The sequence below is a fragment of the Pedobacter gandavensis genome (assembly GCF_032678465.1).
GTDB classification, from domain to species: Bacteria; Bacteroidota; Bacteroidia; order Sphingobacteriales; family Sphingobacteriaceae; genus Pedobacter; species Pedobacter gandavensis_B.
Genome location: NZ_JAVTSK010000013.1, coordinates 71,012 through 92,703 on the forward strand (window position 1 = coordinate 71,012; position 21,692 = coordinate 92,703).

The following is a 21,692-nucleotide window of genomic DNA, read 5'->3' on the forward strand; positions in this document are numbered from 1 at the left end:
TTATTACCTTTGCGGAACTTTTTATATATAGATTTCATGAGCTTAAATATTCATTACAAAGAAGACTTTAAAGATCGTCACATTGCCCCTAATACAGAGGACACCAGTGCCATGTTAGACACCCTTGGTTTGGGTTCTGTTGACGAATTAATAGAACAAACGGTTCCTCAATCGATCCGGTTAAAACAGCCATTAAACCTGCCAAAGGCGAAATCTGAAAAGGATTACCTAAGCAGCTTAAAGAAAACAGCTTCCTTAAATAAAGTATTTAAGTCTTATATCGGTCAGGGATATTATGACACCACTACGCCAGGAGTAATCTTACGTAACGTGATGGAAAATCCAGGATGGTATACACAATATACCCCTTATCAGGCAGAGATTGCACAAGGTCGTTTACAAGCCTTGTTAAATTTCCAGACTTTAGTAATTGACCTTACTGGAATGGAAATTGCAAATGCTTCTCTTTTGGATGAAGGTACTGCTGCTGCTGAAGCGATGTTCATGCAATTCAGCTTGCGCAAAAACACAAAAGCAACAAAATTCTTTGTTTCGGAATTGATCTTCCCACAAACTATTGACATTTTAAAAACCCGTGCCAATCCTTTTGGAATTGAGTTAGTGATCGGCGATCACCAGACAGTTGAACTGAACGAAGAATTCTTCGGGGCAGTGATTCAATACCCAGCTGGTAATGGTGAGGTTTTCGATTATACAGGTTTCGCTCAAACCGCTCACAATGTAAATGTAAAAGTTACTGTTATTGCAGATCTTTTAAGCTTGACTTTATTGACGCCTCCAGGTGAATGGGGTGCTGATGTAGTGGTAGGTACTACCCAACGTTTTGGTGTACCAATGGGCTTTGGTGGTCCACACGCTGCTTATTTCGCTACTAAAGATGAGTACAAACGTTCTATTCCAGGACGTATCATCGGCGTAACGATCGATAGCAACAACAACTATGCATTACGTATGGCTTTGCAAACCAGGGAACAACATATCCGTAGAGATAAAGCAACTTCCAACATCTGTACTGCACAAGCGCTATTGGCGATTATGGCAAGTTTTTACGCAGTTTACCACGGTCCAAAAGGATTGAAACTGATCGCAGAACGTACCCATGGATTGGCTGTAACTTTAGCTGAATCATTAGAAAAAGCCGGTTATACCCAACTAAATAAATCTTACTTTGATACCATCCAGTTAGACCTTGGTCACCTTGTTGATTCTATCCACAGAGAATGTATCGACAATGAGATCAACTTAAACTACAATGGTAGTGTAGTGACCATCTCTGTTGATGAGACGACTGACCTTGAGGACATCAAATTATTGGTTAAAATCTTCGCTAAAGTAAAAGGCATTGCTGCTGATAGCGTTGAAATGTCAGAAGAAAACCCAGCAACGGTAATTCCTACTGCATTACAACGTACTTCTGATTATTTAACACACCCGTTATTTAATTCACACCATTCTGAGCATGAAATGTTACGTTACATCAAATCATTAGAGGCAAAAGATCTTTCTCTTTGTCACTCTATGATTGCTTTAGGTTCATGTACCATGAAACTGAATGCAACTACGGAAATGATTCCTGTAACCTGGCCAGAATTCGGTAAAATCCACCCATTCGCTCCTGCAGATCAGGTAGCTGGTTATTATACTGTTTTCAATGAACTAGACAAATGGTTAAGTGAAATCACTGGATTTGCAGCGATGAGCTTACAACCAAACTCTGGTGCTCAAGGTGAATATGCTGGTCTGATGGTGATCAGAGCATACCACCAGGATCGTGGTGATCATCACCGTAATGTTGCTTTAATTCCTTCTTCTGCTCATGGAACCAACCCGGCTTCTGCAGCAATGGCTGGAATGAAAATCATCATCGTTAAATCTCTTGAAAACGGAAATATTGATGTGGTAGATTTAAAAGCAAAAGCAGAAGAGCATAAAGAAAACCTTTCCTGCTTAATGGTAACTTATCCATCTACACATGGTGTATTTGAGGAAAGTATCATCGACATCTGTAACATCATCCATGAGAATGGCGGACAAGTTTACATGGATGGCGCAAACATGAATGCTCAGGTAGGATTAACCAGCCCAGGTAACATCGGTGCTGACGTTTGTCACCTTAACTTACATAAAACTTTCTGTATCCCTCACGGTGGTGGTGGTCCTGGTATGGGTCCAATCGGTGTTGCTAAACACCTGGTTCCTTACCTTCCTGCTCACGCTGTAGTAGACATCAACAAAGAAAAATCTATCCCTGCAGTATCATCTGCTCCATGGGGTTCTGCTTCAATCTTAGTGATCTCTCATGCGTATATCGCAATGATGGGTGGAGAGGGATTAATGAATGCAACTAAAAATGCCATTCTTAACGCAAACTATATGAAAGCGCGTTTAGAAAATCATTACCCGGTATTGTATTCTGGTGCAAACGGTCGTTGTGCCCACGAAATGATCCTGGATTGCAGAGGCTTCAAAAACTTCGGTATTGAAGTTGTTGACATCGCAAAACGTTTAATGGACTATGGTTTCCACGCACCAACAGTATCTTTCCCAGTAGCAGGAACGCTAATGGTTGAGCCTACTGAAAGTGAGCCGAAACATGAGCTGGATAGATTCTGTGATGCTTTAATTGCCATCAGAAAAGAGGTGACTGCAGTAGAAAATGGAGATTTAGATAAATCTGATAACCCATTAAAAAATGCACCACATACGGCTTCGATTGTAACTGCTGACGAATGGAACCATGGTTACAGCAGACAAACTGCTGCTTTCCCACTTCCTTATGTTGCTGCTTTTAAATTCTGGCCTTCAGTAGGTAGAGTAAACGATTCCTTTGGCGACAGGTCATTGGTATGTGCTTGCCCTCCAATTGAAAGCTACATGGAAGAATCTGTTTAAATATTTACACGTCTGGTTAAACCTTTTAATATATTTAGGTCTTAAATGTATTAAAAGGTCTTAACTGGCCTGTACCTAAATCATTAAACAAGTATATGAAATTAAAATTAACCTCATTAGCGCTACTTTTAGTAGTGATGACTACCTCAGCATTTATTGCTCCGGTATTTAAAGCTGATACCTACAAGGTGGATGCTGCAAAATCTACCATCACCTGGATTGGGAAAAAAGTTACTGGTGGTCATAATGGCACCATTAATTTACAGTCGGGCGCACTATCTTTCAATGGAAAGAAATTAGCAGGTGGTAATTTTGTGTTGGACATGAACAGCATCAAAGATGCCGACAATAGTGCCAACCTCGAAAAACACCTGAAAGCTGATGATTTCTTTGGTGCAGACAAGTTCCCAACTTCTAATTTTGTCATCAAAAGTGTATCAGGAACTGGTGATAAAGTTACCGTAACAGGTGATTTAACCATCAAAGGTATTACAAAACCGATCAGCTTCCCTGCTACTTTGGCCTGGAATTCGGATGGTTCGGTAACTGCTACTGCCGACAAAATCATTGTAGACAGAACAAAGTATGACATCAAATTCAGGTCAGGTACCATTTTCCCTGAAATTGGAAACAAAATGATCAATGATGAGTTTGAACTTGCTGTTAAACTGGTAGCTAAAAAATAATTTCATTTATTTCATACAAAAAAGGCCGCTATCTTTATAGTGGCCTTTTTTTTGTAACATAACCGATACCCCTTCTACGATAGCTACATATTGCTTAACTTTATACATTACACCCAACAATTTCCACAGATACCTATTGAAATTTATGATAACCTCAAAAATTAAACTACTTGTTATTGATGATGACGACATTAACATCTTCATTATAAAGAAAATAGTAGAAAAAACGGGGTACAATGTAGAAATGGTCGCCAAAACAAATGGTCAGATGGCGATTGATTATATCAATATGACCATTTCTTTGCAAGAGTCCTTACCGCAATTGGTGCTGATAGATATTAATATGCCAGTACTCAATGGATGGGAATTCTTAGATGCATTTGGCCTCTTGAACATACCCAATAAAATAGACATGTATATGTTGTCCTCTTCTGTCTACGAGAATGACATTGAAAAAGCGAAAACCTACCAAAGCGTGAAAGGGTTTATTTCTAAACCACTTTCTATTGAACGCCTGACAGAGTTATTTAAGATGGTGGAACAACAGACTACTGAATCCTAAACTGACCATCTGTTAAAGTGACAAAACCAGTAGCCCTGGATTTACCATGATAAAACAAGCAGTTCCAGTTTTCTGAAGCTGCTTTCTCCCCAAAAATCTCCCTTAGCTCCATTGCTTTTCTGCCATCAAAATCATATTTGGCGATGAACTTCCTCAACAACTCTTCCGGCTCCGGTAAAACATCACCTCCAAAAAACACCTTATCTGTTCCATCATCCAATAGGAAAGTCTGATGAAAAGGAGTGTGAGCCCCAGTCAGTTCATAACTGATTTCTGAAGTTAATTGTCCGGATCCTTCAATAAATACCAATTGTGCATTGCGTTGTAGAAACTCGAAAATATCGGTGTGGTAAGAAGAAGAGGCATTGCTAAAAGCACTTTCCCATTCACCACGTTGAATCACATAAACTGCATTTGGAAAACTCAATTCTACTTTCTCCCCTACCTGATGAATCATACCACCAGAATGATCGAAATGCAAATGTGACATCAATACCATCGTCACATCTTCAGGATGAAAACCTGCTTTTTTGATGTTTTCATGCAAAATCAACTGCCCATCTTCGTTGCTATAACCTAAACCTGTATCCAGTAAAATCAATTGATCTTCCATTTGTACTAAAAATGGCTGTACATTGATAAACAGAGAAGCAGGACGGTCTTTTGGCTGATCTACAGCAGGATTAAATGGCAGAAACTTTTTAGTAGCATCTACAGAGTAGGTTCCTTCGAACAAAGTGAATACTTGCAATGGCGTAGTTATTTTAAGAAGAAATAATTAAATGATATATTTACGATTCATTGCAAAGATAGGGAACCTGACTGAAATCCGGTTCATAACAGCGTCAAAACCGCTCGGCGGATCTGAATAATCCAGGCACCTGTACAGTAATCGATAATTTGAAAAAAGACAAGAGACACTAATGGAAAAAATATGGGTGCAGGCAGTTAATGAAGATTTTGAAACCATCAACTCGCTTGCACAACAATTAAATATAGACCAGAGTTTAGCAGAAATACTTGTTAAAAGAGGAGTCTGCTCTTTCGACACAGCAAAAGATTATTTCAGGCCATCAATGGCCAAATTACATGACCCCTTCCTCATGAAGGACATGGACAAGGCAATCGGCAGGATCGACCTCGCCATAAGCCAACAGGAAAAAATTATGGTTTATGGTGATTATGATGTAGATGGCACCACTTCTGTTGCCCTAACCTATAGTTTCTTTAGTCAGTTTACTGACCATATTGAATATTACATCCCTGACCGACATAAAGAAGGATACGGGATCTCTACCCAAGGCATTGATTATGCAAAATCACAAGGGATTAGCCTGATTATTGCCCTTGATTGTGGCATTAAATCAGTAGATAAAATTGCTTATGCCAATGATTTGGGAATAGATTTTATCATCTGCGACCATCATCTTCCAGGAGATGAATTACCTGCAGCAGTAGCAGTATTAGACCCAAAACGTCTGGATTGCAGCTACCCTTTTAAGGAACTTGCTGGCTGCGGTATTGGATTTAAACTGGCCCAGGCCTACAGTATGGTACATCAGTTACCCGCAGCGGGATATGAACAATACCTGGACCTGGTGATGGTGAGCATTGGTGCGGATATTGTTCCAATTGAAGATGAAAACAGGATCCTGGCTTATCACGGATTGATCAAGCTGAATTCCAACCCAGGTATGGGATTAAAAGCCCTGATGAAAATCTCAGGAAAAAACAAAGATTATACGCTCACAGATGTCATCTTCTCATTGGCACCAAGAATTAATGCGGCCGGAAGAATGGACCATGCCAACCAGGCCGTGAAAATGTTACTCTGCACAGAAGACGACATGGCATTGGAGCAAAGTGAGTTCATCAACCTCCAGAATACAGATCGTAAAACCACCGATCATACCATCACTGCTGAAGCACTCGCATTAATTGCAGGTTGTGATATTTTAATGCAAAAAAAAACCACTGTGGTTTACCATGAAAGCTGGAATAAAGGAGTAATTGGAATTGTGGCCTCAAGACTGACGGAAAAATATTTCCGCCCAACCATCGTTCTTACTTTATCAAATGGTTTACTCACCGGATCAGCAAGATCAGTACCTGGTTTTGACCTTTACGAAGCCTTGTTGGGATGCGAAGACTTACTAATTCAGTTTGGTGGCCATAAGTTTGCTGCAGGATTGACCATGAGACCGGAAAACATAGATGTTTTTGCTGATAGATTTGAGAAAATTGTTTCTTCTACCATTACAGAAGATATGTTATCTCCCAAAATTAAGATTGATACAGAGATAGAATTGGCTCAGATTGATGGCAAGTTTCATCGGATTATTTCGCAAATGGCTCCTTTCGGACCACATAATCATGCCCCTGTTTTTGTGAGTCATGGATTAACTTTAGCAGGTCCAGCACAAGTTGTTGCCACAAAACATTTAAAATTAAATATAAAACAACAAAATTCAGTTATTTTTGAAAGCATTGGTTTTGGCTTAGCAGAGTTCGAAACTCTTTTACAGCCAGACAAGTCTTTTTCCATTTGTTATACGATTGAAGAAAACATCTGGAGAGATCAAAGGCGTTTGCAGTTAAACATTAAAGGAATAAAAATTAATTAGCGATCATTCGTACCATATAAACACTGAGATTAAGATATAAATGATATTAAGAGCTGAGAATCTAATCAAAAAGTACAAACAGAGAACCGTTGTAAATGACGTTTCCTTCTCTGTGAGCCAGGGAGAAATTGTGGGTTTACTTGGGCCTAACGGAGCGGGAAAAACCACCTCATTCTATATGATTGTGGGTTTGATCAAACCTAATGAAGGTAGTATTTTTTTAGATGACGAAGACATTACCACTGATGCCATGTACAGAAGGGCACAGAAAGGGATTGGTTATCTGGCTCAGGAAGCCTCCGTATTCAGGAAGTTATCTGTTGAAGATAACATTATGGCCATCCTGGAGATGACCAAAATGAATAAAGAAGAGCGCCATGAAAAACTGGAAGAACTGATTAACGAATTCAGCTTGCATAAAGTGCGTAAAAACCGTGGTGATTTACTTTCCGGCGGAGAACGCCGTAGAACGGAAATCGCAAGGGCATTAGCCGCAAACCCCAATTTTATCTTACTCGATGAACCATTTGCAGGGGTCGACCCCATCGCTGTGGAAGAAATTCAAAGCATCGTCCATAAATTAAAAAAGAAAAATATAGGTATCTTAATTACTGACCACAACGTGCAGGAAACACTTTCCATCACCGACAGGGCCTATTTACTGTTTGAAGGTAAAATATTAGAATCCGGAACACCAGAAGTACTCGCCGCCAATGAGATGGTGAGACGCGTATACCTGGGCTCAAACTTCGTGCTCCGTACTAAAAAATTATAACCCTTATTCCAACAACAGATGGCTATAGTAAATTCAATTTTTACCTGGTATATGAAAAAGCGCGTCCACCAGATTGAGCTTTTTATTAAATACCCACATGATGTTCAGGAGGAATGGTTTCAGAAACTGATTTCCAGTGCCGCCGATACAGAATGGGGAACAAAATATGATTACCGTTCTATTCTCTCTCCCAGACAGTTTAAGCAAAGGGTACCCATACAAACTTATGAAAGCCTAAAACCATTCATAGAAAGGATGCTCAAAGGTGAGCAAAATATCCTTTGGCCTACAGAAATTAAGTGGTTTGCCAAATCTTCCGGCACAACCAGTGACCGGAGCAAATTCATTCCGGTATCCGAAGAGTCCTTACAGGAATGCCATTTTAAAGGTGGAAAAGATTTACTTTCTATCTTTTGCAATAACCGGCCAGACAACCAGATCTTGACCGGAAAAGGATTGGTGCTCGGTGGTAGTCACCAGATCAACCAGCTCAATGAAGATTCCTTTTATGGAGATTTATCGGCTGTATTGATTAAAAATCTTCCCATGTGGGCCGAATATTACCGGACGCCAAATATTTCCATTGCCCTAATGGATAATTACGAGGAGAAAATGGAAAAGATGGCCGAAGCCACCATTAAAGAAAATGTAACCAATATTGCGGGTGTCCCTACCTGGACCATCGTGCTGGCTAAAAAAGTATTGGAAATCACCGGCAAAAAAAACCTGCTGGAAGTATGGCCAAATCTGGAGCTGTATATTCATGGGGCTGTAAACTTCAAGCCTTACAGAGAGCAATTCAAAGAATTGATTCCTTGCAACCAGATGTATTATCTGGAAACTTATAACGCTTCTGAAGGTTTCTTCGGAATCCAGGATGAAGTAAATTCCGATGAACTGCTTTTAATGCTGGACTATGGCATTTATTATGAGTTTCTGCCGATTGAATTGCTTGATACTGAAAATCCAGAAACCTTATCCTTAGATCAGGTACAACTCCATAAAAATTACGCCATCATCATTTCTACCAATGGTGGGCTTTGGCGCTACATGATTGGTGATACTGTGCAGTTTACCAGCCTTTCCCCTTATCGAATCAAAATTACCGGACGTACCAAACATTTCATCAACGCATTTGGAGAAGAGGTCATCATCGACAATGCAGAACAAGCGATTTGCAAGGCCTGTACTGAAACGAATGCGGTGTTCAAGGATTATACAGCCTGCCCTATTTATTTTAAGGGAGAGGAAGTTGGAGGCCATGAATGGATCATAGAATTTGATCAGCAACCCAATGATTTTGAGAAATTTGTAGACATTTTAGATGCCACCTTAAGGGAAGTGAATTCAGACTATGATGCGAAACGATTTAAAGACATGGCTTTACGCCGTCCTAAGGTTCATAACGCACCATACAATACCTTTTATAATTGGTTAAAATCTAAGGGAAAATTAGGTGGACAGCATAAAGTTCCCCGATTGGCAAATGAGCGTACCTATGTTGAAGAAATTTTGCCCATGATGACTAAATAATTTTTTCGGCTGGACTTATTGGAAATTAGCTTTTATTTCATTAAATTTAATTAGCTAACTATTAATGTGTTATGAAAACCGTAAAGCAATTACTCAGCACTAAATCACCTCAGATTTTCTCCGTTTCTGCCGATGTATCCGTGTTAGAAGGACTTCAGGTGATGATGGAAAAAAACATCAGTGCCCTCCTCATTATGGAGGGGCCTAAACTATTAGGGATTTTTACGGAAAGGGATTATGCCCGAAAGATCATTTTACAGGGGAAGACATCCATTGATACCCCTATTAATGAGGTCATGACCTCTACGCCGATCACCGTAGCACCAGGAGATAGTTTGGATCATTGTATGCAAACGATGACCAATAAACACATTCGCCATTTGCCGGTGATTGAAGCTGGGGAATTGATGGGTATGGTCTCTATTGGTGACGTGGTGAAATTCATCATTGAAGATCAAAAACAAACCATTTCTCAATTAGAGAGTTATATCAGCAGCTAAAATTTAAAACCTGACTTTAATACAAAAGCCGGTTCTGATTAAACAGAACCGGCTTTTATATTATTGGGATCATCGTTGTTAGAAATTACCAGATTTTAACACGCTTTTCTGGTGCCAGATATAACGAATCCTTTGGCGTCACCTTAAAGGCAGTGTACCAGTCAGGAATATTCCTTACCACACCATTTACCCTGAACTGAGCAGGAGAATGCGGATCTGTACCTACCTGATTTCTCAGTGATTCATTATTGGATTTGTTTAACCAAACTTGTCCCCAACCAAGAAATACCCTTTGCTCTCCTGTAAAACCATCCATTACTGGTGCTGGTTTACCATTTAAGCTGGCTTTGTAGGCTTTCAATGCGATACTTAAACCACCTAGGTCGCCGATATTCTCTCCTAAAGTAAATGCACCATTTACATTTAAATCCGGAAATACTTTAAAAGCACTATACTGTGCAATCAAAGCCTGAGTTCTTTTTTTGAATTCTTCATTGTCTTTTGGAGTCCACCAGTTGCGCATCACACCATCGCCGTCAAAAGTACTGCCCTGATCATCAAAACCATGTCCTACTTCATGACCGATCACCGCTCCGATACCACCGTAATTAACGGCATCTTCTGCGTTCATATCAAAGAAAGGAGGTTGTAAGATCGCTGCAGGAAACACAATTTCATTCAATGTAGGGTTGTAATAAGCATTCACCGTTTGTGGAGTCATACCCCACTCAGAGCGGTCCACTGGTTTACCCAATTTATTCAGATTGCGGTTATACTCGAACTCAGCAGAACGTTTCTCATTTCCATAAAGGTCATGTTTAACTACTTTTAGAGAAGAATAATCTCTCCATTTATCAGGATAACCAATTTTAGGAGTAAACTTACTGATTTTCACTAAAGCTTGTTTTTTAGTCTCAGGACTCATCCAATCCAATTCTTTAATGCTGGCTTCGTAAGATTTCAATAAGTTCTCCACCAATTTCAACATGCGCTCTTTTGCTGCAGGTGGAAAATGTTTTTCTACATATAATTTACCTACCATCTCGCCCAGGCTATTGTTCACTACATCCACTGCCCTGCGCCATCTCGGTTTTTGCTCTTTAACACCATACAATGTTTTAGCATAAAAATCAAAGTTTTCCTCATCGATAGCAGTAGTCAGTGCCGAACCTGCACCTGTCAACGCACTCCACTTTAAATAGGTTTTCCAGGTATCCAATGGTGTATTTTTGAAAATAGAATTCAGGTCTTTGGTATAGGCTACCTGAGTAATCACTATACTGTCCTGATTTTTAACACCAGCTTCAGCTAATAAGGTAGTCCAGTCGAAATCAGGGGTCAGTTTACCTAAATCCTTAATCGCATATTTATTATAAAGGCCGGCCATATTTCTCGTTTCCTCCTTTTTCATATGCTTAGAAGCCAATAAAGTCTCCAATGCCATGATCTGAGCCGCTTTAGCTTTTCCGTCCGGAACACCTGCAAGACCTAACATCTTTTCAATGTGAACCTGGTATTTTGCACGAATTTCTTTTGATTTGGCATCCTGAAGTGAGTAATATTCTCTCTCCGGTAAACCTAACCCACCTTGCCAGGTGTATAGCATGTATTTTTTTGGATCTTTAAAATCTTCAATAATGCCTACACTAAAAGGAATATAGTTTCCGATCTTATTCGCATATGCGAAATACGCAGCAAGATCTTTATTGGAAGCAATGCCATCAATTTTTTGAAATTCCGACTGCATTGGGGCTAAACCGATAGAATCGCGAACTTTCATATTCATATAAGAATCATAAAAATCGCCAATCTTCTGTTGATCAGAGCCTTCTGCAGATTTATCCTTAGCCGCATTTTCGATAATGGCCTTTACATCTTCCTGTGCTTTGTCGTTGACAATAGCTCCGGCGCCATAAGAAGATTTATCTGCGGGAATCTTCGTGTTTTTAATCCAGGTTCCATTCACATACTCCATGAAATTGTTACCCGGAGCTACAGTGGTATCCATGTTTTTAAGGAAGATTCCTGAGTGTAATTCCGCATTTTTGTCGGAATTACTACAAGCAGACAGCAGCAGCATTGATCCTGCAACCACCTGAATTCCAATTGATTTTTTGATATTTATCATATATAAATAATATAGGTATAACTCAAATTTAACAAAAGATATGGAATCGGTGGTTAGCCGGATAAAATTAGCTTACTGCAATAAAAATATGAACTTCTGCAGCTTCCCGGTTCTGGGCTTTTTCACCGTAGACTTCGAAATCAGCAGTATATGCACGTGATACGTCTGACTTCCAAATGTCTAGCCAGGCATTATAAACCAAACCTTCGTTCATATTTCCTTTTAAGGTATGCTTTTGATAAGGTCCGCCAGTAATGGCTATTCCTTGCATTCCTTCAGGGATTTGCCCGAGGTTTTCAACGGCATACCCGATCACAGTAGTGTAAGGCTGCGTATAATCTCCTTCATAATCAGTGTATACACTATAGACCTCATCTCCAAGTCGATTCTTAAGTTTTGCTGCAATATTTTCGGTGCTGAATTTTGCCCATAATTCAGGAATGTCTATTGCCGACTTGCCAGCTGCATTACTGGTTCTTACCGAAACGCCAACGATATAGAAAGGACTTAATGTAACTTGTTCCATTTTTCAGATTGTTTAATGATTTTGATTGCAAATTTAAATGCACAGATGACAACAGTATGTCAGTGGTCAGCAGATATTTTCAATTCCGACATTTTAAATGATCCCTTCTTTAAATTTACGTTAAATAACCAGTCCTTAATCTCCACTTAACATAAAGCCCTTAACTTCATCATAAATCAAAAACACCCGACGATGATCAGTACAAAGATTCTTTATAAAGCAGTATTAAAAAAAGATCAGGTAGATGACAGTCATACTTTCCAACCATTGCCATCTCCAACAGGAAGCTACCCTTATCGCTTAGATTTGAAGCCAAAACCTGATAACCCTAATCCCCAGGCAATGGTATTCCATATGGTAGGTGATACTGGTGGATTTAAACAACCTCAGTTACAAAAAGAAATTGCCAGTCAGATGGCACAACAATATTTACAAGCCAGTTGTCCGGAAGAACGTCCTTCTTTTCTATACCATTTAGGAGATCTCGTTTATCATTTTGGTGAAGCAGGACAGTACGAGGATCAGTTTTTGAAACCCTATGAAAGCTATCCTGGCCCCATTTACGCCATCGCTGGAAACCACGACACAGACGTTAACCCAAATTCAGCAGAGCACTATGAGCCACTTGAGGCTTTTTATACGGCATTCTGCAATACCTGCCCTGCAACAATACACTTTGGGACAGAGATCAAAAGAAAAAGCCAGGTTCAACCCAATGTTTATTGGACTATGGAAAGTCCGCTGGCTACGATTATCGGACTCCATACCAATGTACCGAAGTTTGGTTGTATCAAAAAAGAACAACAGGACTGGTTTATTAAAGAGTTAAAGCATGCCGCAAAGTACAGTTCTGAAAAGGCGATCATTATATGCATGCACCATGCTCCATACTCTGCAGATGTAAATCATGGTTCCAGCAAAGCTATGGTTGAATTTTTAGAAGCTTCATTTGCTGCAGCAGGCGTAAAACCAGACCTGATTTTTAGTGGCCATGTCCACAATTACCAGCGTTTTACCAGGCATTTTCCCGATGGCAAAACCTTACCTTTTGTGGTTGCGGGAGCCGGAGGATTTGATGAGCTACATGCTTTAGCTGATCCCGAGGAACCAGGCTACCAAACAGAAAATGAATTATTTGACCAGGTGATTTTGGAAAACTATTGCGACAACAAACATGGCTTCCTTAAAATTGCCATTGAAAAAACACCATTTAAATTTACCATAAAAGGTCAATATTATACCATTTCCAGGGAAAACCATGAAAATAATGATCAGGAAGCCCGGTTATTTGATGAATTTACTGTTGATCTGACTGGCAGGTAGTTGTCAATTGTCTGTCCCCCCTTCTGTTTTCTTGTTTATTTTTTATAACATTGGGTCGGATATTCATGGAGAAACAAAGATTGGAGCAACTGGAGGACAAGGAACTACTCATAAAATTGAAAGAGGGAGATGAGCTTGCATTTGTAAAAATCTACAACCAATACCGAAACAAAGTCTACAGTTATGCTTTTCAATTGAGTAAATCTGCAGATACGGCCGAAGAAATTGTACAGGAAGTATTCATCAGACTCTGGCAAAAAAAGGAGCAAATCAATACGGATTTTTCTTTTCAAGGCTACATCAAAAAAATCACATTGCATCATGTACTGAACCACCTGAAGAAGGTTGCCCGCGAAAAGGCTTTACAGGATGAGGTATTCCAGCGTATTTCAACGAATACGAGTCGGGCAGAAGATCATTTACTCGAAAAAGAACTTAGGAAAGTTTATGAAGAAGCAATTGCACAGCTACCTGCGCAAAAGAAACTCATCTATCAAATGGTACGATCTGAAGAGCTTAGTCACGAGGAAATTTCAATAAAACTGAGCATTTCCAAAAATACCGTAAAAAACCACATGGTGGAAGCCAGTAAGTTTGTGCGGGAATATGTCCGCAAAAATGGTGGAGTCATCTGTTTTATTCTTGCTTCTTCAAATTATTTTCATTCCAACTAGTCCTACCTCTGCTTACAGTTGTATAGTAAGTAGTCATGGAAGAAAAAGAAGAACTAAATCATCTGTATCAACTGTATTTATACAACCGCTGTAACCCGGAAGAGTTGAACCGTTTCTTTGTTCTGATCAACGAAGGAAAAGACGAAGAAAACCTGGTACAACTGTTATCCCTTACCTGGGACCAAATTCCTATGGCTCCGGCAACTGGTTTGTTCCCAAGTTTTCTCCCCCTGAAAAATCAACCGGAGAATTCATCTATTATAAATTCAGATTTACACCCGGCAGATCTTACTATTCCAGATACAGCTGCTCCAAATGTCCCTCAGCATTCAGACTTCCCTACCCGGAAATCGTACCCAATGTTCAGGTACATCTCTGCAGTTGCCGCAATGCTCCTGATTTTTTGCAGCATTTATTTGTATCGTGCCGAATTGTGGACCGCCTTTGAAATTTCGCCAAAGATGGAAATCGCCAGCGTAAATAACAGTCGCCGGCAATTACAACTTTCAGATGGTACAAAAGTATGGTTAAGTCCACATAGTAAACTAACTTACCCAGCCAGCTTTAAAGGGAATCATCGTCTGGTCAGCCTGGATGGTGAAGCATTTTTTGAAGTCGCGCATGATGCCAGCCACCCTTTTATCATCAAAACAGGGAAAGTAAGCACACGGGTTCTAGGTACCAGCTTTAGCCTATCCGCCTATTCAAATGAAGAAAACGTGAATATCACCTTGCTCAATGGAAAAGTTGCCGTATCACTTGATGCTGCAGGTAAGAGAAAAGAAGCCATTATTACAGCCAACCAACGTGTGTCTGTCGACAAAGAGCAGCAAACGATCAGCACCATAAATTTCCCGGATGCACAGGATTTTCTGGAAAGACGTTTAGGATTGTTTGATTACAAAGGAACAGCACTCCAGGAAGTAGTCGAAGATCTGGAAATGCAATACCAGGTACAAATCAAGCTCTCCCCTGAATTGCAAAAACACCGATTTTATGGTCATTTAGACATGAATACCCCTTTAAAGCAAAGCCTGCAAAAATTATGTACAGTAATGGAAACCGAATGGAAAGAAGATGGAGGGCAGTATGTAATTCTAAAATAAATGTCCGGTTTCCAGGAAAGAAACCGGACAAATACCAAATTCATTTAAAAATGCCCGAGCCTTGAGAACTTAAGGGCAGATCAAATCAATATTTAATATAAAGTTATGAAAAAATACGAACCTGTAAGGTTCCTGGCATTAATTGCCTTCATGTTGCTATTTATACTCCTGATGCAACTAAAAGCCCATGCACAATCCCCATTAGACAAACATCTAAGCATCAATATAAAAGAAGAACCCTTAAAAACAGCATTGGATAAAATCAGCAAATCTGCTCAGGTAAAGTTCACCTATAATGAACAGGTTGCCAATAGTACTGCCAAAGTAAGTGTGGAAGTCAAAAATAAAAGCCTGAATGAAGTGCTGACCATTGTGCTTTCAGGTCATCCTTTCAAATTTAAAACATTGGGTCAGGAAATTCTTGTACAATATGACCCGGCTAAAGTAAAAAAGCCGATGGCCGAGCCGGCGGCAAATCCGGCAAAGAGCGCCGACAAGTACAATTTAAGTGGTACGATCTCTTCTTCCAAAACCGGAGAAACACTCATTGCGGCAACGCTGCGACTAGTTGGAACTAAAGTGGCCACCCTGAGCAATGAATATGGCTTTTACACCATCAGTTTACCCTCAGGTCCACAACAAATAGAGATTTCTGCCATTGGATTTCGTAGCCTGACCAGGTCCATAGACCTCCATGCTGCTCAGCGTTTAAATATTGCTTTGGATGAAGATGCGAATGAACTGGAAACGGTGACCATCACATCCAGCAGCGCAAAAAGAAATATAGATAATCCGCAAATGGGCATGGAACGCATCAATCTTACGGAGACGAAGAACATTCCAATGGTACTTGGCGAGCGTGATGTGATCAAAACCTTACAGCTGCTGCCTGGTGTAAAATCATCTGGTGAAGGTTCCGGGGGATTTTTTGTTCGCGGTGGAAGTGCAGACCAGAATATGATTCTTTTAGATGAAGCCCCAGTATATAGCGCTTCTCACCTGCTCGGCTTCTTTTCTACATTCAACTCAGACGCCATCAAAAATGTAACGCTTTATAAAAGCGGTATGCCAGCACAATATGGTGGTGGTCTTTCTTCTGTAATGGATGTAAAAATGAATGATGGAAATCTTCAGAAATTTGGCCTAAGTGGTGGTGTAGGAATGATTGCGGCAAGATTAAATTTAGAAGGACCAATACAAAAAGAAAAGTCATCCTTTCTGATTTCCGCCCGCAGAACCTATTTGGATGCTTTTCTTAAATTATCTGAAGATTCTACCATTAACAGCAGCAGTTTATACTTCTATGATGTTAATGCCAAAGCTAATTATATCCTGGGCGACAAAGATCGACTTTTTATATCCGGATATTTTGGTAGAGATGTCCTTGCAGCAGATCAGGTAGCCGGAATCAATTGGGGGAATGCAACAGCCACCTTACGCTGGAACCACTTGTTTAGCGGCAAATTATTTTCTAATACTTCCCTGATTTTCAGCAATTACAATTATAAAATCAGTTCGGAAGAAGAAGAAAGTTCCCTCAGCTTATTTTCTCAAATCAGGGATTGGAACTTTAAAGAGGATCTTCAATGGTATATAAATGATAAAAACACACTTAGCTTTGGGTTGAATTCCATATTCCATACCATAAAGCCAGGAGAAGTAAGGGCAGCGGGTAATTCAGGTATGGTTTCCCAGGATCTGGAAAACCGCTTCTCTCTGGATAATGCAATTTATGCAAGCAATACCTGGAAAGTAAGTGAAGGTCTGAGTCTAACCTATGGCCTCCGTTTATCGACTTTTAGCATACTTGGTAAAGGCACTTATTATCAGATCAATGATGCGGGTCAGGTCACTGGAGAAAGAACCTATAAAAGCGGAGAAATCGTAAAGACTTATTTGAATCTGGAACCTAGAATCGCTGCTTCCCTCCAGCTTTCTGAATCGGCAGCAATTAAAGCATCCTATGTTCGCAATGCGCAGAATTTACACCTGATTTCTAATTCGAATTCCGCCTCTCCCGTAGACCGATGGACCGCCAGTACCAATATCATTAAACCAGAACTGAGCGACCAGGTTTCTGTAGGTTATTATAAAAATCTGGCGGGTGATCGCTATGAATTCACTGTAGAAACCTATTATAAAGATCTAAAAAACCAGATCGATTACCGCAACGGTGCCGATATCTACACCAACAAACCTATAGAAACACAGTTACTTTATGGGAAAGGCCGTGCTTATGGGATAGAGTGGCTATTGAAGAAGAAAACAGGAAAACTGAGTGGTTGGCTGGCTTATACACTTTCCAAATCAGAGAGACAGGTAGATGGGATCAACAACAACCAATGGTACAATACCCGTCAGGACCGTACACATGATATTTCTATTGTAGCCTTGTATGAGCTGAGCAAAAAATGGTCATTATCGGCGAACTGGGTATTCGCAACAGGAAATGCTGTTACTTATCCCAATGGGAAATACACCTTACTCGGTGAAAGCTATTTTTATTATTCTCAGCGGAATGCAGATCGTATGCCCGCCTATCACCGTCTGGATTTAGGCGCTACACACATCCTGAAAAAGAGAAAGAACTTTTCTTCGGAACTGAGCTTTAGCTTATACAACGCATATGGCAGAGCGAATGCCTATAGAATCAGCTTCCGGGAAAATGAAAATGATCCCAATGTAACAGAAGCGGTAAAAACTACCCTTTTTAGATTTGTTCCTTCCATCTCTTATGACTTTAAATTTTAAAACTCCCTACAAGAATAACCCATGAAAAATATATCCTGCTTATTATTATTCATCCCAATATTATTTGGTTCCTGTGAAAAGGTAATCGATTTAAAATACAAGGATAACGAAGTAAAATATGTAATTGAAGGAACGTTGACCAATGAACCGGGCAGCTGTAGCATCCTCCTCAGTAAAACCAGAAACTTTATAGATAGTAATCCTTTTAATGGGTTGAGTGGAGGTATGGTGAAAATTGAAAATAATGGCACCGTTTATACCATTCCGGAAACCAGTCCTGGGGTTTATAAACTACCCTCCTTAACCGGGATTCCCGGACAAACATACCAGCTCAGTGTTTCTATAGAAGGAGAAACTTTTACCGCTACCAGCACCATGCCACAGCCGGTTCCTTTTGAAGACTTTTACATGAAACCGAAAGATTTTGACAGCCTGAAAGTCACTACATATGTGAAGTACAAAGACCCGGCAAATCAAACAAACTTTTATTGGTTTGAGCTGTTTGTCAATGGTAAAAGGCAACGGAATTTCAGCCTGATGAACGACCAATTCACTCCAGGTCAGGAAGTAAACACCCCGGTCATTTTTGAGAATAAAACCGATGATTTGTCAAGGAACTTTAAAAAAGGTGATAAACTGAGTTTAGAAATGCACAGTATTGACGCTTCTGTTTACCTTTACCTTTTCAGTTTATCTGGTGCAGAAGGTTCTGACAATGGTGCAGCACCGGCTAATCCGAAAAGTAATTTAACAGGTGGCGCTCTTGGCTTCTTCAGTGCGCAAACCACAGAAAAAAGAACATTAGTGATCCCTTAAAAATGAATGAGTTATTAGACAAGAACCTGAGCATTGTTACTCTCTTTGGATTTGTTGTAATCCTAACCCTGGTTGAAATGTACTTTAGCTACGCCCATGACAAAAAAGTGTATCATGGGCGTGATACTTTAACCAATGTATACCTGATGGTGGCCGCTTTTGTGGTGAACCTGACCATGAAAACAGCAACTTTCTTTTTACTCGATTATTGCTATGAACACTACCGTCTTTTTGAAATTTCGAATGTTTGGTTGTACTGGATTGTATTGATCCTGGCACAGGATCTTTTATATTGGATGTTACATACTACCGGGCATTATGTACGTTTATTCTGGGCGATGCATGTGACCCACCATTCATCAGAATTTTTCAATCTGACTACTGGCTTTAGGTCTACTGTATTTGAGCCTTTATATCGTGTATTTTTCTATTTACCATTGGCTTTTATGGGTTTCAATGCCTTCGATATTCTTTTTGCCTATCTGATCACACAGATTTATGGCAATCTGGTACATACACAAGCGATAGGAAAACTACACCCATGGATTGAGTATATCTTCGTGACCCCTTCTCATCATCGGGTTCACCATGCCAGCAATATTCGTTATCTGGATAAAAACATGGGAATGGTGCTGATTTTATGGGATCGTTGGTTTGGGACATTTCAGGAAGAAATCCCAGAAGAAGAGATTCATTATGGATTAACCTCACAGCCGGAAGGACATGGCGCAGTCAATATCATCTTTCATGAGCTATTTGCACTTTCAAATGATGTTAAAAAAGCACCGGGTTGGAAGAACAAACTGAAATACCTGTTTAATCCTCCTGGATGGAATCATGATGGGACTGGAAAAACCTCAAAAGCACTTCAAAAAGAGTTAATGGATCAACCTTAAAGCTTACTGATGAAGGTCAGGTATTAAAATGATGATGATCACCTGATTTATGTCGATTTGTCAGCAGATTTAGCACACAAAATCCTTACCTTTTTGTTAGGTATAGAATTGAACGCTAAAATTTCCTTAAAGCTGATTAAAATCTATGAACATCCCCAACTATAGTACTGCAGAACAAGCCTTAAAAGTCATTAAATCAGGTGATCGCGTATTTATTCATGGTAGCGCGGCCACACCGGTTCACCTGATTAAAACCTTACAAAACCGACATCAGGAATTAAAGAATGTAGAAATTACCAGCATCACCACACTTGGTGATGTTGATTTTAACCAATCACCTTACAGGGAAAGCTTTTTCTTTAATTCCCTATTTGTTTCTGCAAATACCAGAGCGGTCGCAAATAGCATGAATGGTGATTACATTCCCATTTTTCTGAGCCAGATTCCTAAATTATTTAAGGAAGGATTCTTACCCATAGACGTAGCACTGATCCAGGTATCTGAACCGGATGTTCATGGCTATTGTTCATTAGGGACCTCCGTTGATATTGCCAGAGCAGCAGTAGATACCGCAAAGCACATTATTGCACAGGTAAATCCCAAAATGCCAAGAACACATGGTGATGGTTTTATCCATATCCGGGAAATCCATGCGCTCGTTTATTTTGAACAGGAATTACCGGAAGTCGATTATTCCGCAAAAACCAGTGAAGCTACCGTGACCATCGGTGCCCACATCGCCTCTTTAGTAGAAGATGGGGCAACGCTACAGTTGGGGATCGGCGGAATTCCTGATCAGGTATTGAAAAACCTCAGCGGACATAAGAACCTGGGCTTACATACTGAAATGCTGTCGGACGGGGTAATCCCTTTAATCCAAAGCGGGGTCATCAATAATAGTCTTAAAAAAATCAACCGCGGAAAATCCATTACTTCTTTTATGATTGGCACCCGGAAGTTATATGATTTTGTAAATGACAACCCTATCATCCGCGTGATGGATATCTCTTATGCAAATGATACGAGTATCATTAGAAAAAATCCTAAGGTAACCGCCATTAATTCTGCCATTGAACTGGACCTGACCGGACAAATTTGTGCAGACTCTATGGGTACTTATCAATATTCTGGTATTGGAGGGCAAATGGACTTCATCCATGGGGCTTCGCTTTCCGAAGGTGGAAAACCAATTATTGCGCTCCCTTCGGTAACCTCAAAAGGGATTTCCAGAATTGTTCCATTTCTGAAACAAGGAGCCGGGGTGGTCACCACAAGGGGACATGTACACTGGATTGTGACGGAATATGGAAAAGTCAATCTCTTTGGAATGAGTTTAAAGCAAAGAGCAAAAGCATTAATCAACCTGGCACATCCCATGCACAGGGAAGAATTGGAACGTGCTTTCCATGACCGGTTTAATCACTAAATATCAGGGAATGCCAGATAAGAATACCTAAACCAGGATGGTTTAACATTGCATGAACCATGCATCGTTGTAATGGTTCATGCAATCAATGGTAAACTACTAGAGTTTTTCTTAAAAAAGGACATCATTTAAAGTTTCGTCCTTATTAAATATGCTTTTAGCAAATGGGCATAAAGGAAGGATCTTCACTTTTTGAGCTCTGGCATAATCAACTGCTGCTAAAACCAACATTTTTCCCAAGCCCTGCCCGGAATAATCAGGTTTTACCTCTGTATGTTCTATGACAATTTTTAACGGACCAGCCCAGGCATAATTCATCATCGCTGCTATCTTGTCCTCATTTACAGCTTTAAAATAGCCACCTTTATTTTCGTTGAGATGTTCAATTTTCATAAGAATAAATTAGTTGGTTTCACAGTATGAAGATTCCCAAATGGAAGTTTTCAATTCTAT

The 21,692-nt window shown here is 39.9% G+C and carries 18 protein-coding genes; 14 read left to right on the plus strand and 4 right to left on the minus strand.

What is annotated here, in order from left to right:
• Window positions 1–36: 36 nt before the first annotated feature.
• From gcvP to R2Q94_RS19915, 3 genes are all read left to right on the plus strand, one after another.
• On the plus strand, window positions 37–2,913 hold the full coding sequence (gcvP, locus tag R2Q94_RS19905; protein WP_316823241.1) for an aminomethyl-transferring glycine dehydrogenase: 2,877 nt from the start codon (window positions 37–39) through the stop codon (window positions 2,911–2,913).
• Window positions 2,914–3,008: 95 nt separating this feature from the next.
• Complete coding sequence (locus tag R2Q94_RS19910; protein ID WP_316823242.1) at window positions 3,009–3,599, plus strand: YceI family protein; 591 nt, start codon at window positions 3,009–3,011, stop codon at window positions 3,597–3,599.
• A gap of 145 nt (window positions 3,600–3,744) precedes the next feature.
• Entirely contained in the window at window positions 3,745–4,161 is a 417-nt protein-coding gene (locus R2Q94_RS19915; protein WP_316823243.1) for a response regulator, read from the plus strand.
• Here the strand turns inward: R2Q94_RS19915 and R2Q94_RS19920 are convergent.
• The gene (locus R2Q94_RS19920) at window positions 4,148–4,912 is read right to left on the minus strand and encodes an MBL fold metallo-hydrolase (protein WP_316823244.1); all 765 of its coding nucleotides are present in this window, start codon (window positions 4,910–4,912) and stop codon (window positions 4,148–4,150) included. The two genes, R2Q94_RS19915 and R2Q94_RS19920, sit on opposite strands and share 14 nt — an antisense overlap.
• A 172-nt stretch (window positions 4,913–5,084) precedes the next feature.
• Between R2Q94_RS19920 and recJ the strand changes: the two genes are divergently transcribed.
• The 4 genes from recJ (at window position 5,085) to R2Q94_RS19940 (ending at window position 9,593) form a co-directional block, all read left to right on the plus strand.
• On the plus strand, window positions 5,085–6,785 hold the full coding sequence (gene recJ / locus R2Q94_RS19925; protein ID WP_316823245.1) for a single-stranded-DNA-specific exonuclease RecJ: 1,701 nt from the start codon (window positions 5,085–5,087) through the stop codon (window positions 6,783–6,785).
• A 40-nt stretch (window positions 6,786–6,825) separates the two neighbouring features.
• Window positions 6,826–7,560 carry an LPS export ABC transporter ATP-binding protein gene (lptB, locus tag R2Q94_RS19930; RefSeq protein WP_316823246.1) on the plus strand — a complete coding sequence of 245 codons (735 nt, stop codon included), beginning with the start codon at window positions 6,826–6,828 and terminating at the stop codon, window positions 7,558–7,560.
• Between the two features lie 18 nt (window positions 7,561–7,578).
• Entirely contained in the window at window positions 7,579–9,093 is a 1,515-nt protein-coding gene (locus R2Q94_RS19935) for a GH3 auxin-responsive promoter family protein (RefSeq protein WP_316823247.1), read from the plus strand.
• Between the two features lie 71 nt (window positions 9,094–9,164).
• A complete protein-coding gene (locus tag R2Q94_RS19940; RefSeq protein WP_316823248.1) occupies window positions 9,165–9,593 on the plus strand; it encodes a CBS domain-containing protein in 429 nt (142 codons plus the stop codon).
• 85 nt (window positions 9,594–9,678) lie between these two features.
• Here the strand turns inward: R2Q94_RS19940 and R2Q94_RS19945 are convergent, their stop codons facing one another.
• Together R2Q94_RS19945 and R2Q94_RS19950 are read right to left on the minus strand one after the other, a co-directional pair.
• Window positions 9,679–11,721 (minus strand): M13 family metallopeptidase, encoded by a 2,043-nt coding sequence (locus R2Q94_RS19945; RefSeq protein WP_316823249.1) that lies wholly within the window; start codon window positions 11,719–11,721, stop codon window positions 9,679–9,681.
• Between the two features lie 67 nt (window positions 11,722–11,788).
• The gene (locus R2Q94_RS19950; RefSeq protein WP_316823250.1) at window positions 11,789–12,247 is read right to left on the minus strand and encodes a GyrI-like domain-containing protein; all 459 of its coding nucleotides are present in this window, start codon (window positions 12,245–12,247) and stop codon (window positions 11,789–11,791) included.
• A gap of 192 nt (window positions 12,248–12,439) precedes the next feature.
• On the opposite strand from R2Q94_RS19950, the gene R2Q94_RS19955 reads away from it, so the two are divergent.
• The 7 genes from R2Q94_RS19955 to R2Q94_RS19985 all read left to right on the plus strand — a co-directional run bounded on the left by R2Q94_RS19955 (window position 12,440) and on the right by R2Q94_RS19985 (window position 21,239).
• Window positions 12,440–13,570 carry a metallophosphoesterase family protein gene (locus R2Q94_RS19955; protein WP_316823251.1) on the plus strand — a complete coding sequence of 377 codons (1,131 nt, stop codon included), beginning with the start codon at window positions 12,440–12,442 and terminating at the stop codon, window positions 13,568–13,570.
• Between the two features lie 65 nt (window positions 13,571–13,635).
• The gene (locus R2Q94_RS19960; protein ID WP_316823252.1) at window positions 13,636–14,244 is read left to right on the plus strand and encodes an RNA polymerase sigma-70 factor; all 609 of its coding nucleotides are present in this window, start codon (window positions 13,636–13,638) and stop codon (window positions 14,242–14,244) included.
• A 35-nt stretch (window positions 14,245–14,279) separates the two neighbouring features.
• A complete protein-coding gene (locus R2Q94_RS19965) occupies window positions 14,280–15,350 on the plus strand; it encodes a FecR family protein (RefSeq protein WP_316823253.1) in 1,071 nt (356 codons plus the stop codon).
• A gap of 105 nt (window positions 15,351–15,455) precedes the next feature.
• Entirely contained in the window at window positions 15,456–18,101 is a 2,646-nt protein-coding gene (locus R2Q94_RS19970; RefSeq protein ID WP_316823254.1) for a TonB-dependent receptor, read from the plus strand.
• 21 nt (window positions 18,102–18,122) lie between these two features.
• Window positions 18,123–18,917, plus strand: coding sequence for a DUF4249 domain-containing protein (locus R2Q94_RS19975; RefSeq protein WP_316823255.1), 795 nt, complete (start codon window positions 18,123–18,125; stop codon window positions 18,915–18,917).
• Window positions 18,918–18,919: 2 nt separating this feature from the next.
• Window positions 18,920–19,813 carry a sterol desaturase family protein gene (locus R2Q94_RS19980; RefSeq protein ID WP_316823256.1) on the plus strand — a complete coding sequence of 298 codons (894 nt, stop codon included), beginning with the start codon at window positions 18,920–18,922 and terminating at the stop codon, window positions 19,811–19,813.
• A gap of 145 nt (window positions 19,814–19,958) precedes the next feature.
• Window positions 19,959–21,239: an acetyl-CoA hydrolase/transferase family protein gene (locus R2Q94_RS19985; RefSeq protein ID WP_316823257.1), complete on the plus strand. Its 1,281-nt coding sequence runs from the start codon at window positions 19,959–19,961 to the stop codon at window positions 21,237–21,239.
• Window positions 21,240–21,350: 111 nt separating this feature from the next.
• On the opposite strand, the gene R2Q94_RS19990 is transcribed toward R2Q94_RS19985, so the two are convergent.
• Entirely contained in the window at window positions 21,351–21,632 is a 282-nt protein-coding gene (locus tag R2Q94_RS19990; protein WP_316823258.1) for a GNAT family N-acetyltransferase, read from the minus strand.
• Window positions 21,633–21,692 lie beyond the last annotated feature (60 nt).